A 14,363-nucleotide genomic window follows, 5' to 3' on the forward strand; every position below is an offset into this window, starting at 1 on the left:
GCTCATCCGTTATATGCAAAATTTTGCGGCATTATGCCTAATTGCGTTAAATTTTCCAACTAATTTGCTCGGGTATGTGTGTTTTGGCTAATACATCAAAGGCTACCTGAAAATTTGGTTTCACAGCAACGCTGCTTGGCATCGTTTTGCTGAGATCGAAGCTTCACTTTCAGGTAGCCTTTTTCTTGCCTGCAGCAAATCACGCTCACTTTGCGTTAAGTCAAACTGTGTGTTTGTGGCAGGAGCGGGAAAATTTGGTTTTCCCGAAGTGATGAGCGGATGCAAGCCCTTGTCGGTACAAAAATCTTCCCGTGCGGTAAAGCCCGTTTTCATTTAATAATCATTCGTAATTAACCCGATTTAACGGCAAAGCTGCTTGCGTTTTTCCCGGTAAAGCCCGACAATCCACCACAACATATAGTGTTTGAAAATATTTCGCGCACTATATGTTGTATTTTTAAGGATAGGGCTATGGAAACGCTGAATTTTACCCGAGAGCAAATCGTTTGGCAGGAAGTGCCGGGCGAAGTGTCGCTGGCGTTTCTGTTTTCCGGCTGCCCGTTGCGCTGCAAAGGCTGCCACAGTGCCGACAGTTGGAAGGGCTGTTTGGGCACCGAGCTGACTGCCGAATACTTGCAAAGCCGCTTGGAACGTTATCGCGGGCTAATTAGCTGCGTGCTGTTTATGGGCGGCGAGTGGCTACCTGAAAAACTGCTGCCGCTGCTGGCGCAGGTGCGAGAAGCCGGGCTGAACACCTGCCTCTATACCGGCCTGGAGCAAGACGAACTGGAGCGCGCCTCCATCGCCATCATTCCACAGCTGACCTATCTCAAAACCGGCCGCTGGAAAATGGAGCTAGGCGGTCTCGACAGCCCGCATACCAACCAGCGCTTTATCGATTTGCGCAGCGGCGAAGTGTTGAACCATCTGTTTGTGAAAGACACGCCCGCCGCCCGCCCCAAAATCATCCCCTTGGTGCACACCCCGCAACCGGCTGCAGAGGGCGCACGTTTCCAACCGGCCTGAACGCAGGCTTCCCACCGATAGTGGCATCCCACGCTAAACTTCACATCAAACCAGGAGAGTACACATGATTCGGCTGCATCCCGAACAGTTAAACGGCAAACTGCAATTCATGCACGACTACATCAGCGCGCAAAATGCGGCGGACGGCTCGAAAATGGACGCCAATGCCAACGTTACCCAGAAAAACATCGCCACGATGGAAGCCGAGCTGATGAAAGACTTCTTCGTGCAGATTAACCGCGCCCAGGTGTCGCGCAAAATCGCCGAAGTGTTCGACCAATCTGTGGCCGACGAATACATCCGCCAGATTGAGGCGCATGAAATCTATGTGCACGACGAAACCAGCTTGAAACCCTATTGCGTGTCGGCCACGCTCTATCCCTTCCTGCTCGACGGCTTAAGCAAACTCGGCGGCGAATCTAAGGCGCCGCAGCATCTGGCTTCGTTTTGTGGCTCGTTTATCAATCTTGTGTTTGCCATCAGCGCGCAGTTTGCAGGCGCGGTGGCGACGGTCGAATTTCTGACCTATTTCGACTACTTCGCCCGCAAAGACTACGGCGACGATTATTTGGAAACCCACGGCAAAGAAATCGCCAACCATATGCAGCAGGTGGTGTACAGCATCAACCAGCCCGCCGCCGCACGCGGTTATCAAAGCGTATTTTGGAATATTTCCGTTTACGATCAATACTATTTCGACGCGATGTTCGGCGATTTCGTCTTCCCCGATTTCAGCAAACCGGTGTGGGCAAGCGTGGCGAAGCTGCAAAACTTCTTCCTCAAATGGTTCAATCAGGAACGCACCAAAGCCGTTTTGACTTTCCCCGTCGTGACCGCTGCGATGCTGACCGACGGCGGTAAATGCAAAGACACCGTGTTTGCCGATGAAATGGCGAAAGAGTTGGCGGAAGGCAATTCCTTCTTCGTCTATCTTTCCGATAACCCCGACTCTTTGGCTTCCTGTTGCCGCCTACGCAACGCCATCGAAGACCGCACCTTCAGTTACACCCTCGGTGCGGGCGGCGTGGCGACCGGTTCCATTAACGTCATCACCATCAATATGAACCGGCTGGAACAAGACGGGCGCGACCTTGCCGCCGAAGTGGGCAAAATCCACAAATACCAATACGCCTACCGCAAACTGATGGAAGAATACCAAGTCGCCGGAATGTTGCCCGTTTACGATGCAGGTTTCATCACGTTGGACAAACAGTTCCTCACCATCGGCATCAACGGTATGGCGGAAGCCGCCGAATCGCAAGGCATCAAAGTCGGCTACAACGACGACTACATCAGCTTCGTACAAGGTCGTCTGAAAACCATATTCGAAGCCAACCAAGCCGCCAGCAAACACTACGGCGTGAAGTTCAACACCGAGTTTGTCCCCGCCGAAAACCTCGGCGTGAAAAACGCCAAATGGGACAAAGCCGACGGCTACAAAGTCAGCCGCGAATGCTACAACTCCTATTTCTACGTCGTCGAAGACGAAGAAATCAACGCGCTCGACAAATTCCTGCTGCACGGCAAAGAACTGGTGGACTGGCTCGACGGCGGCTCCGCGCTGCACCTGAACCTCGACGAAGCCCTGCCCGCATCCGGCTACCGCTCGCTCTTGGACATCGCCGCGCAAACCGGCTGCAACTACTTCTGCGTGAACGTGCGCATCACCATTTGCAATGAATGCGGCCATATCGATAAACGCACTCTGCACGCCTGTTCCGCCTGCGGTTCGCACGACATCGACTACGGCACCCGCGTCATCGGCTACCTGAAACGCGTATCTGCATTTAGTAGCGGACGGCGCAAAGAACATGCGCTCAGGCATTACCACCGCGAGCAGCAACAGCAGAAATGGCGGCAAGTCGCCTAAGCCGTTGGCAATGAAGCCTGCCATTTTCAGGTAGCCTTTCCCCCATCTCCGGGCTACCTGAAAACCTCAAGCACACCGCCTTTGCGGTGTGCCTTTTTATGTGTTGGGCATCTAGTTTGTTAGGGTAGGGGAGGTCTTGCAGGAATGACGCAGCAAGCTAACTGGCACCAAACAAGTTATGCTGTGGCCTATCAACTTGGCCACTTCTCCTGCTGTGGGCACTGTTTCTTTTACCCTAATCAAAGGTTACCTGAAAATATTTGCCACCAAATTGACGATCTTTTGGCAGCGGGTCTATAGTCAAGCTAACTATCTTAATACAACAAACAGGAGCAGAATTGTGGAAAAACTCACCCCAAAATCCTTCATGATGCACCTGCTCAACGGCTCGGCCTTAGGCATTGTGGTTGCCCTGGTGCCGGGTGCGCTGTTGGGCGAGCTGTTTAAGGCGCTCACGCCGTATTGCGAGCCGCTGGGCATGCTCACGCAGATGATCGGCGCCACCAACGCCATGGTCGGCATCGCCGTGGGCGTGGCCATCGGCTATATGTTTAAATTCACGCCGATTGAATCGATTTCGGTGGGGCTGGCCACCATGGCTGCCGGCGGAGCGGTGCGTTTTGCCGACGGCATCATCCAGCTCAAGGGCACGGGCGATATTTTCACCATGGTGTTCACTGCCGGCATTGCCGCCGGCCTGATTGTGCTGCTGCGCGGCAAGGTGCGCGGCTATGCGATTTTGGTGGTGCCCGTGGTGAGCCTGTTTGTGGCGGGCGCGCTGGGGCGGCTGGCGTTTCCGTATTTCATCGCCTTTTCGCAGCTGCTGGGCTCGTGGATTGCCCACCTGCTCACGCTGGAGCAAACGCTGATGGCGGTGTTGATTGCCATCGCGTTTGCCTGCCTGATTGTGTCGCCGGTGTCATCCGTGGGTATTGCCACGGCGATTCATTTGGCTGGCGTGGGCTCGGGTGCGGCCAATTTGGGCATTTGCGCCTGTGCGTTTTCGCTGGCCGTGGCCGGGCGGCGGGTGAACCCGTTGGGCACTTGCGCGGCGCATTTTGTGGGTTCGCCCAAGCTTTCCATGCCCAATATCGTGGCCAAACCCAAGCTCTTGCTGCCGATTATGCTCAATGCTGCGCTGGCTGGGGTGCTGGCTTCGCTGTTTCAAATCCAAGGCACGGAATTTAGCGCGGGTTTCGGCATCAGCGGCCTCATCGGCCCGGTGAACCATTTGAAACTCGCCGGCTGGGGTGCGGGGCAGCTGGCGGTGTCGCTGCTGGTGTTTGTGATTGTGCCCGTGGCCGGGGCGTTTGCAGTGGACTGGCTGTTTGTGAATAAGCTTAAATGGATTGCGCCGGAAGATTACAAGATTGATGTGTCATGAAAAGAGGCTACCTGAAAAATGGGAAAGTAGTTTTAATTTCGTTGAAGCTGCGCTTTAGCTTCGCAGAAACTCGTCTTCCTACGGAACCCTCGTTTTCAGGTAGCCTTTGGTTTGTGTGTCGAAAGGCTGCCTGAAAAGCAAAATTACCTTGCCCTGCTATATAATCCGCCGCCATGAACACCATCGAATCCGCCCAAAACTCCGCGCTCAAACATCTGGCCAAACTGTTACGCAGCGCCCGTACGCGCCGCGAAAGCGGGCAGGCTGTGCTGGAAGGGGCGCATTTGCTCTCCGCCTATTTGCAGGCGGGCGGGCAGGTGCTGCAAGTTTATGTGCCGGCAAGCAAAACGCAGCAGCCGGAAACTGCGCGGCTGCTCGCGCAGCTGCCACCCGAACGGGTGGTGCAGACGGCGGGCGCGGCCTTGCAGAAAATCACCAGCCTCACCGATGCCGAAGAAATCACCGCGCTGATTGCGCTGCCACCTGCCGAGCCGTTTGATGCCGGGGTCGATTGTGTGGTGCTGGAGCGTATCCAAGACCCGGGCAATATCGGCACGATTCTGCGCAGCGCGGCAGCGGCGGGCGTGGGGCAGGTGGTGCTTTCCACTGATTGTGCCGATGCGTGGTCGCCCAAGGTGTTGCGCGCCGGCATGGGGGCACATTTCGCGCTGCGTTTATTTGTTGAGCCGGATTTGGCGGCGTGGCGGGAACGATGCCGCGTGCCGTTGCTGGCCACCGCGCTGCACCGCAATAGCGTGAGCCTGTACGATTGCGATTTGCGCGCGCCTGCTGCCTGGCTGTTTGGTAACGAAGGCGCGGGCGTGAGCGAAACCATGCTGGCCGCGGCCAGCCGCCTCGTGCATATTCCGATGGCGGCGCAAACCGAATCGCTGAACGTGGCGATGGCGGCCACCGTTTGCTTGTTTGAGCAGATGCGGCAGCGGTTGTAGCGGAAGTTCGGTTTTCGGCTAAAAGGCTACCTGAAAACTCAGCTTGCTTTGGAAGCCTCGTTTTCAGGTAGCCTTTTGGTTGCACAGCGGCATCATCTTTAGTGCGATTTTGCCTATGCGGCTGTTTTTGGCAGCGGTTTTGTGCCATAATTCGCGCCTGCCTGTTTTAGCAGGCATTTAGGAGTTGGCGTGGGTCTTCCCGGCTCGGCCAGCTTGTCCGGCCGCAAGGCTATATTTTTGGAGTTTTATTATGGCATTAACCGTAGAACAAAAAGCGCAAATCATCAAAGATTTCCAGCGCAAAGAAGGCGATACCGGCTCTTCTGAAGTACAAATCGCTCTCTTGACTTTCCGCATCAACGATCTGGCTCCGCACTTCAAAGCCAACCCGAAAGATTTCCACAGCCGCCGCGGCTTGCTGAAAATGGTGAGCGCCCGCCGCCGCCTGTTGGCCTACCTGCGCAACACCGATGTGGATACCTACCGCGATGTGATTACCCGCTTGAATCTGCGTAAGTAATCTTTGTCCAATAAAAACCGTGCCGCTGGAGCTTTCCGGCGGCACGGTTTTTTTGTTTTAGCTACATTACAGTTGCATTTTAGCTTGGCAGCAACTTAGCTTCCTTTGGAAGCCTCGTTTTCAGGTGGCCTGTTGGGCGTAAGGCTACCTGAAAATAGTATCGTTCAAGCGTTGCTTTTGAGTTGCTGCGTTGGTTCTTCTTGCTGCTCTATTTGGTATAGAAAAACCTACTGCAGCCATAGGGCAGGGCTTCAGGTAGCCTTTTCCAACAGGTGGGCGATTTCGGCCACGATGGCATCAGCGGTATCGCGTTTGCCCATTTCCGGCAGCGCGGTTTCGGCTGAATCGCTGATGAGTGTTACTTGGTTGTTGCCGCTGCCCATGGCGCTGACGGCGTGGTTGGCCACGATCAGCGGCACGCCTTTGCGCAGCCGTTTGGCGCGGGCGTGCTCGAGCACGTTATGGCTTTCGGCGGCAAAACCCACGCAGAAGGGCGCGTTGGGCAGCCGAGCCACGGCGGCGAGGATGTCTGGGTTTTCGGCCAATTCGATAACGGGCGGCGTGCCGCTGCCGTCTTTTTTCAGCTTTTCGGCGCTGCGGTTGGCCACGTGGTAGTCAGCCACGGCGGCCACGCTGATGAATACGTCGCAGCTGCCTACTTCCCGCATTACAGCGTCGTGCATTTCACGTGCGCTGTGGGCATGGTGCATGGCCACCCCGGCGGGCAGGTCTACCTGAAGCTGCCCGGCCACCAGCACCACTTCCGCCCCGGCGGCACGGCAGGCCTGCGCCAGCGCCACACCCATGCGGCCGCTGGACAGATTGGTGATGCCGCGCACGGGGTCGATGGCCTCAAAGGTGGCGCCGGCCGTGAGCAACACGCGTTTGCCCGCCAGCAGTTTGGGTGTCCACAAATCGGGCAGCAGTTCGGCCAATTCGGCGGCTTCGAGCATGCGGCCTTCGCCGGTTTCGCCACAGGCCTGGCTGCCGCTGGCGGGGCCGAACACGGTAATGCCATCGGCTTGTAGTTGGGCGATGTTACGCAGGTTGACCGGGTTGCGCCACATTTCCACGTTCATGGCAGGGGCGACGGCCAGCGGGCAGGCGCGGGCGGCGGCCAGGGTGGAGAGCAGGTTGTCTGCTATGCCGTGGGCGATTTTGGCGAGAGTGTTGGCACTGGCGGGGGCGATGAGGAATACGTCGGCCTTGCGGCTGAGGCGGATGTGCGCCATGCCGTCGGCGGAGTCGGCGGTATCGTCCGTCCACACAGTGTGCCCGCTCAGGGCTTGGAAGGTTTGCGGAGAAATGAAACCGGCAGCGGCGCGGCTCATGGCCACGCTCACGGTATGCCCATGTTTTCTGAGCAGGCGCACGAGTTCGCAGGATTTATAGGCAGCAATGCCGCCGCTGATGCCGAGCAGGATGTGTTTGGTGGGCATGGTGTATGGCGTGATGTGAAAAGATGGGCGCTATGGTAACACAGGGATGGGTAGGGTGTTTCAGGTAGCCTTTGGGTAGGGAAGGCTACCTGAAACCAGTTATTGCACACTGATAACAGAGAAACAGTATCTATTTAGAGCAATTATTTCAATGAGATGTGTTGTATTACTGTTTTGTATCTTTTATCCATCAATTGCTGTTGTTGGTGATAAGTTTTCGTTAGTTCTCTTGCTTGCATATGCTAGAATCCGCCGTTTTTATTTTGCGGAACGGTATGCGGGCATTTGAAACCATGTTCAAATGCGTCAGCGTATTTGCACTTAAGGAGTTAATTTAATGAATAAAATTTATAATATCGTGTACTCTGAAGAGCGCGGCACCTGGGTGGTGTGCTCAGAATTGGAGCGTGCTAGCCGGAAGAAGTCTTCCAGTAGCTCTGCCACCAAGCTGCTGGCTTCTGCCGCGGTGATTGGTCTTGGCGTATCTGCTTTGCCCGCAGCGGCTTCTACTTGTGGCAATGGCAGCACTGTAGCCAGCGGTGGCAGCTGTGATATGGGCACATTCAGCGCAACCGTTAATGACCGCAAGGTTGGTCAGGCTTTGGCTAATAATGGTGATACCGTTACTGTAACCACTTCAGATATTAACAAAATCACATCGGCAGGCAGCTCGTTCCGAGCCGGTAAGCTGCGTGATTTATTTACCGATCCAACGATTCTTCAGCAGTTGGGTGATTTGCAGCGTGTGAACCCCAACCAAAAAGGCGAAACTCGTACTGTTACCGACCCAATCAGCGGCAGCAATCAAACCGTTAACGTATACAATAATATTGGCTTTATATCTGCGTTGGACATCGATAGCATCGTGGCGACAGGGAATGATGTTTATGTGGATATGCGCATCGGCACCGCCACCGGCAGCGGCAGCAAAATCATTGCCTCTTTGGGCGATCCCAATGCAGCTATGGTGGATAATTCAGTTGCTACCAACCGTACGGCCACGCCAATGCCTGCAAAAGATACGCGCATGGTGCAGGCTGAAAACGGCGCTTCGGCGGAATGGACGTCTAAAAACCGCATCCGGTTTGAGCAAAATGTGGTTGCATCCGATAAATTATCTATTACCCAGACTTTGTTCCAGCCGAAAACCGTTACCTTTATGGATGGCAGCTCCCATCGGCTCGACACAGTACAAGATCTGATCAATTACAACAACAATGTTTTGAAACCGGCTATCGGCACGCCAGGTTTTGCCAAACCTGGCGAAACCCAACAGGCAGCGTATGACCGTTGGTTCAATGAGGCTGCCAAAACTCAAAATTATAAGTTTGAACAACCTAACCCCATTACGCCCACTCCAGATTCGTTGCTGCCGACCAAAGAAATTTGGGTTTTGGCTGCTACCGGCAGCGGCTCAACTGCTACATTGAAGAATGGTGGTCAAATCGACCATCGTACCGGGCAAAATACCGGTGGCGGTATGTTGGCTGAAGAAGGCGGTAAGGCCGTTATCGAAGAAGGCGCTAATTTGTCAGGCGTCTTCAGCAGCTTGGTTGTGCGCGGTGTGGGTAGTGTCGGTGAAAACCACGGTGTGATTTCTGGCGGCTATTACGCTTCTGATAATTTTGATACCAGTAAAGCCGGTCAGGCCAATAAAAACGATGTTTATGTTGAAGGGACAACAGTTAATGCTACTAATAATGGCGTTTTCAAAAACGACGGTATCATCAACGTTGCCGGCTTCACTTATCCCAACCTAAATTTCAATAACTACGGTATTCGGGTAAACAATAATGCCACAGCTGTAAACCAGGCCGGCGGTGTTATTAACGTTGCGGTGAATCACACGCCGAATAATCCTGTACATGGCGTACGTGTGGAAGATAATGGTACGTTTACGGGCGAAGCCGGCAGCGAAATTTTCATCGGTCGTACCGCACAATATAGCAAGAACGCGCCCACTACCTTAATCGGCAACACCTCCGATCAGGTTGGTATCTTGGTGAGAGGCAACAATGCTACCGTAAATCACGATGGCACTATTACCATTGGTAAGGAAACCCAAGGTGCAACCGCTGTTAGGGCAAGTAATGGCAATGCCTCGACTACGGTTAATTTGGGTGCGAACAGTGTCATTAATGTACTGGGTAATGCCACGGTAGCAGGCGGTCAGCCGAAGCAGAATATCGGTGTTCAAGCACAAAATTCCGGGGCTGCACAAATCACTAATGCCGGCACAATTAATGTGAGCGGCACCAATGCTGTGGGTGAGAATATTGTGGCCGAAGCTGGTCATACGGCCAAGATTACCAATACTGCCAGCAGCAAAATTATTGTGGAAGAAACCAGCGCCAACACTGCTACCCGTAACTACGGCATCTATGCTGAAGGACGAGGCACAGGTAAGGCTGATGTGGTGGTGGATGGTACGCTGACGCTGAAAGGCGATAACGTAATCGGTGCCCATGCGCGCGGCAACTCAGCGATGGACGTGAATTCGAACATGACAACCGTGTTCGACAATTCCAACAATGCAAAAAACCAAATCGCTTACTACATTCACGGTGGTTCAGCCACAGCCAATGTAGCGGCTTTGGCTAATAACACCGATATCACTACTGAAAACTCCACTCTATTCCGTGCGGAAGCAGGCGGCACCATTAATGCGGCAGGTTTGAACGTAACCGCTTCCGGTAAAAATGCCGTCATCTTGGCCAGCAACGGCAAAGATGCCAATGCCAACAAAGCATCCACCATCACAGTAGTAAATAATGGTACGTTCAACCTCACTGGAAACGGCGCAACTGTTGCGCTGGTGTCCGGCGGTGCGACTGGCAATCTGAAGGGCACGGCAACCGTTGCTGACAGCGCCACTGGTGCCACCATCGGTAAGGCAGATGGCAAAAGCTATGGTTTGGAGAATCAACTGATTGCAGGTAGCGCCAGTGATAACACCACCAAACTGGTTTCTGAGCTGAACACCACTACCAACGCAGCTGGCGTAACCGGATACACCGCACAAAACAGCGGTACAGTAGACTATTCAGGTAACCTTGATCTGAAGGGTGCCAACAGCGTTGCCGTACAAACGCTGAATAACGGTACAGCCAACCTGAACAACGCAACGGTGAAAGCCAATGGTGATGCTTTGCGAGCTAATGCTGGCAACAACACCATCAACGTTAATGGTGGTACGGTAACCGGCACCACCAACGTATTCAATTCAGTTGCTGGCACCAACTCACTCGTTGCCACTAATGGCGCGGTGCTGAATGGTGTTATGTCGCTGGCGGCAGGTACTTCTTCCGTGGAGCTGGCTAACGGTACCACTTGGAACAATACCGGCAATTCCACCGTAACCAGCCTGGATAATGCCGGCACCGTAGCCTTTGCTACACCGACTACCGCTGCTGTGGGCAACTACAAAACCATCACCGTAAACGGCGATTACACCGGCAATAACGGTAAATTGGTGGTGAACACCCTGTGGAACAGCGATGCCGACAAAGATTCTGACCACCTGATCATTAAAGGCACCGCTAGCGGCACTACTGTGGTTAGCACGCCGAACGGTATCATCGGTAACATCAGCAAAACCAACGCCCAGCAATTCTCGTCTGACGTGGTTACTGTAGAAACCCCGAGTGCCAATGCCCCTAACCAGCAAGAAGGCCAGCCTGACAGCAATGCCATCTTCACCGGTACGGCTAATACCACCAATGCCGGCCAAGCTCAGCTTGTATTGAAGAGCACTGCTGGCGGTAAAAACGTGTATGCCTGGACGCTGTTTGCCGACCCCAACGCCGGCCCGTCGACCTACATTTACGCCCCTGCCGTAGCCGGCTATGTATTGATGCCGCAAGTGAACCAAGAAATTGGCCACCACACCATCGGTACCCTGCACGAGCGCCGTGGCGAGAACCAAACCCTGGCTTGGGATGATTGCGCCCGTTGCGGCGAACAAGCCAAAGGCCAAACTTGGACCCGCCTCCTGGGCAGCCGCCTCGATAGCGATGGCAAAGAACGCTTCAATTTTGAAACCAAAATGGGCGGCTTCCAGATTGGCCACGACTTCGCTGTTCACCGCAACGATAAAGGCGGCCACCGCCTCACCGGCGGCTACCTGGCCTACACCCGAGCCAGTACCGATTTCTTCGACCGCTATCGTGCTGTAAACGGCAGCATCAGCCCTGACCACTACAGCGGTAAAGGCACCACCGATGCAGTTAGCCTCGGCTTGAGCAACACCTACTATGCCGCCAACGGCAGCTACTTCGACTTGGTAGGCCAGCTGAGCTGGTTGCGTAATAAATACCAAGATCGCGACAGCGCCAGCGTGAAACAAAACGGCTGGGGTGCTGCCCTTTCTGCCGAAGTTGGCCGTCCGTTTGCCTTAGGCAGCCATGCCGATAACCAAGGTGGCTGGCTGATTGAGCCGCAGGCACAATTGGTATATCAATACGTTGGTCTCAAAGATTTCAACGACGGTATCCGCCAAGTTAGCCAAGACAAGCAGCACAGCTTGCGCGGCCGCCTCGGTGCCCGCTTGGCTTACAACGGCCCCAGCCGCAATCTGCGTACCAACACCTTCTACGCCGTGGCCAACGTATGGCACGACTTTATCAAGCCGCATGGCGTAGATATCGGTGAAGACAATGTGCGCGAGAAACGCAACGCCACTTGGGGCGAAGTTGGCCTCGGCGCTCAGCTGCCCGTATCCAACAACGCCTATGTGTATGGCGATGCCCGCTATCAGCACAACTTCGGCAGCACCAGCCGCCATGGTTATCGTGGTAGCGTAGGTTTCAAATACACTTGGAAGTAAGCGTTTGATGCAGCAAAGGCTACCTGAAAAAGTTTGAACGAACAGTTTTCAGGTAGCCCCAACAAGGATTGAATACAATGAATCAGATTACAAAAACCCTCCTCCTCACCGCCTTGGCCGCCGGTTTGAGCAGCCAAGCCGCCGCCCGCGACGTGCACCACCGCTGGTGTGCCGAAGAAGCGCCTGTTGCGCAACCCGTTGTGGCAGCGCCGCAAGTTGAGCGCATCAACCTCTCGGCTGATGCCCTGTTCCGCTTCAACCAATCGGATGCCGCCGATATGTTGCCCGAAGGCAAAGCCACCCTCGACCGCTTAGCCGAAAACCTCGTTAGCCGTCAAGCTCATATCGACAGCATTGCCCTCACCGGCCACACCGACCGCCTCGGCAGCGAGCAATACAACTACAATCTCGGCCTGCGGCGTGCTCAAACAGTGAAAAACTATCTGCAGGACAAAGGCGTGCAAGCCCCCATCAGCGTAGCCAGCGCCGGCGAAAGCCAGCCGGTTACCACGGCTTGTACCGGCACCCGTGCTACTGCGGCTCTGAAAGCCTGCCTGCAGCCCGATCGCCGCGTTACCGTGGATATTTCCGGCACAGCAGCGCAATAGTAGTTCAGCCGGTTGGAATGGAGGCTGCCTGAAACACAGCAGAGCGGAATTACCGCCAAGCTGAAATTTCAGGTAGCCTTTTCTATGGTTAAACCAGGGTATTGAATCGTTTGAAATCTTGGGCATGAATTAGGGCTACCTGAAAAATGGAATGATGGCTTGTTGACTTAGCCGGGCAGCTTTCAGGTAGCCTTTTATAGTGGATTAACAAAAATCAGGACAAGGCGGCCGAGCCGCAGACAGTACAAATAGTACGGCAAGGCGAGGCAACGCTGTACTGGTTTAAGTTAAATTCACTATACTGCATCGGCATGCCTTCTGTCGGCAACACTTTCCCTGCCGAATCGGCTAAAAGCGGGCGCATTCGGTTTTTTTCATTGCCCCTGCCGGTGCTCTATCCTACAATTACGCTTTGCAGTCTGTGATTTATCGCTTGAAATAAAAAACGATACGGGGGCGAATCGCCTCGCCGCTTCAATGCCACCATTTTTGCCTCGTTACTATTTTGAACAAGCATACACAAACTGCTGCCTGCGGCTTCCCGTGCGGAAGCCGGTTTGCAACTGCTGCGGAGCCCTGTGCCCATGTCTGAAAAATATATTCCTCCCCAAAAGCCCTATCTGCAAATCAAAGACGTGGTGAAAACCTACGGCGAGAATTATGCGGTGGATCACATCGATTTGGATATCGACCGACACGAAATCTTCGCCCTGTTGGGCAGTTCCGGCTCGGGCAAATCCACGCTGTTGCGTATGCTGGCGGGTATGGAAACGCCGGATCAGGGCAAGATTATTTTGGACGGGCAAGACATCACCCGCCTGCCGCCCTACGACAGGCCGATTAACATGATGTTCCAAAGCTATGCGCTGTTTCCGCACATGACGGTGGAGCAGAACATCGCCTTCGGCCTGAAACAGGACAAAATGCCCAAAGACCAGATTGCCGAACGGGTGGAGGAAATGTTGCGCCTGGTGCAGATGAGCAAATACGCCAAACGTAAGCCGCACCAGCTTTCCGGCGGGCAACAGCAACGCATCGCGCTAGCCCGCGCGCTGGCCAAACAGCCCAAACTTTTGCTGCTGGACGAGCCTTTGGGCGCGCTGGATAAAAACCTGCGCCAGCAAACCCAGCTGGAATTGGTGGATACGCTGGAGAAGGTGGGTGTAACCTGCATCATGGTAACGCACGACCAAGAAGAAGCCATGACCATGGCCACGCGCATCGCCATCATGTCGGAAGGCCAGTTGCAACAGGTGGGCACGCCGCGCGAGGTGTACGACTTCCCCAACAGCCGCTTCACCGCCGAATTCATTGGCGAAACCAATATTTTTGAAGGCCATTTGGTGGTGGACGAGGCCGACCATGCCGAAATCGACTGCCCCGAGCTGGCGCAGAATATCCTCATCGACCACAGCGTGGCCGGACCGGAAGAGCAGACCATGTGGGTCAGCATCCGCCCGGAAGACATCAATATGCACAAGGAAAAGCCGGCCAATGTGGGCGAACACAACTGGACCATCGGCACGGTGAAGGAAATCGCCTATTTGGGCAGCTTCGCTATTTATCATGTGCAGCTGCCCAGCGGGCGCATGGTGAAAAGCCAGGTGCTGTCGTCTTATTGGTATTTGGCCAACCTGGAGCCGCCCACTTGGGACGAAACCGTGTATCTGAGCTGGCCGGCCAACCAGCCCGTGCCGCTCACCCGCTAAAGGCTACCTGAAAGCGAAGCTTCAACGCAGTT

General features: G+C 54.5%; 10 protein-coding genes. 8 read left to right on the forward strand and 2 right to left on the reverse strand.

Annotated elements, in window-relative coordinates; genetic code table 11:
- Positions 1 to 120: 120 nt before the first annotated feature.
- A complete protein-coding gene (locus HMPREF2541_RS11940; RefSeq protein WP_141744209.1) occupies positions 121 to 333 on the reverse strand; it encodes a hypothetical protein in 213 nt (70 codons plus the stop codon).
- 138 nt (positions 334 to 471) lie between these two features.
- On the opposite strand from HMPREF2541_RS11940, the gene nrdG reads away from it, so the two are divergent.
- From nrdG to rpsO, 5 genes are all read left to right on the forward strand, one after another.
- Positions 472 to 1,026, forward strand: a complete 555-nt coding sequence (nrdG, locus tag HMPREF2541_RS05855; protein WP_064087526.1) for an anaerobic ribonucleoside-triphosphate reductase activating protein — start codon at positions 472 to 474, stop codon at positions 1,024 to 1,026.
- Between the two features lie 64 nt (positions 1,027 to 1,090).
- On the forward strand, positions 1,091 to 2,896 hold the full coding sequence (gene nrdD / locus HMPREF2541_RS05860; protein WP_070542238.1) for an anaerobic ribonucleoside-triphosphate reductase: 1,806 nt from the start codon (positions 1,091 to 1,093) through the stop codon (positions 2,894 to 2,896).
- 340 nt (positions 2,897 to 3,236) lie between these two features.
- Positions 3,237 to 4,280: a PTS sugar transporter subunit IIC gene (locus tag HMPREF2541_RS05865; protein WP_240075518.1), complete on the forward strand. Its 1,044-nt coding sequence runs from the start codon at positions 3,237 to 3,239 to the stop codon at positions 4,278 to 4,280.
- Between the two features lie 173 nt (positions 4,281 to 4,453).
- A complete protein-coding gene (locus tag HMPREF2541_RS05870; protein ID WP_070542241.1) occupies positions 4,454 to 5,230 on the forward strand; it encodes a TrmH family RNA methyltransferase in 777 nt (258 codons plus the stop codon).
- Positions 5,231 to 5,480: 250 nt separating this feature from the next.
- On the forward strand, positions 5,481 to 5,750 hold the full coding sequence (gene rpsO / locus HMPREF2541_RS05875) for a 30S ribosomal protein S15 (protein WP_003823508.1): 270 nt from the start codon (positions 5,481 to 5,483) through the stop codon (positions 5,748 to 5,750).
- 251 nt (positions 5,751 to 6,001) lie between these two features.
- Here rpsO and coaBC read toward each other — a convergent pair whose 3' ends face one another.
- Positions 6,002 to 7,189, reverse strand: coding sequence for a bifunctional phosphopantothenoylcysteine decarboxylase/phosphopantothenate--cysteine ligase CoaBC (coaBC, locus tag HMPREF2541_RS05880; protein ID WP_070542243.1), 1,188 nt, complete (start codon positions 7,187 to 7,189; stop codon positions 6,002 to 6,004).
- Positions 7,190 to 7,526: 337 nt separating this feature from the next.
- Here coaBC and HMPREF2541_RS05885 point away from each other — a divergent pair, with 337 nt between their 5' ends.
- The 3 genes from HMPREF2541_RS05885 to HMPREF2541_RS05895 all read left to right on the forward strand — a co-directional run bounded on the left by HMPREF2541_RS05885 (position 7,527) and on the right by HMPREF2541_RS05895 (position 14,331).
- Positions 7,527 to 12,014, forward strand: coding sequence for an autotransporter outer membrane beta-barrel domain-containing protein (locus HMPREF2541_RS05885; RefSeq protein ID WP_070542246.1), 4,488 nt, complete (start codon positions 7,527 to 7,529; stop codon positions 12,012 to 12,014).
- Positions 12,015 to 12,091: 77 nt separating this feature from the next.
- Positions 12,092 to 12,622 carry an OmpA family protein gene (locus HMPREF2541_RS05890; protein ID WP_064105203.1) on the forward strand — a complete coding sequence of 177 codons (531 nt, stop codon included), beginning with the start codon at positions 12,092 to 12,094 and terminating at the stop codon, positions 12,620 to 12,622.
- A gap of 584 nt (positions 12,623 to 13,206) precedes the next feature.
- The gene (locus HMPREF2541_RS05895; protein WP_003823499.1) at positions 13,207 to 14,331 is read left to right on the forward strand and encodes an ABC transporter ATP-binding protein; all 1,125 of its coding nucleotides are present in this window, start codon (positions 13,207 to 13,209) and stop codon (positions 14,329 to 14,331) included.
- The last annotated feature ends 32 nt before the right edge of the window (positions 14,332 to 14,363 follow it).

Origin of the sequence: Eikenella sp. HMSC061C02 (genome assembly GCF_001809035.1) — a bacterium.
GTDB classification, from domain to species: Bacteria; Pseudomonadota; Gammaproteobacteria; order Burkholderiales; family Neisseriaceae; genus Eikenella; species Eikenella corrodens.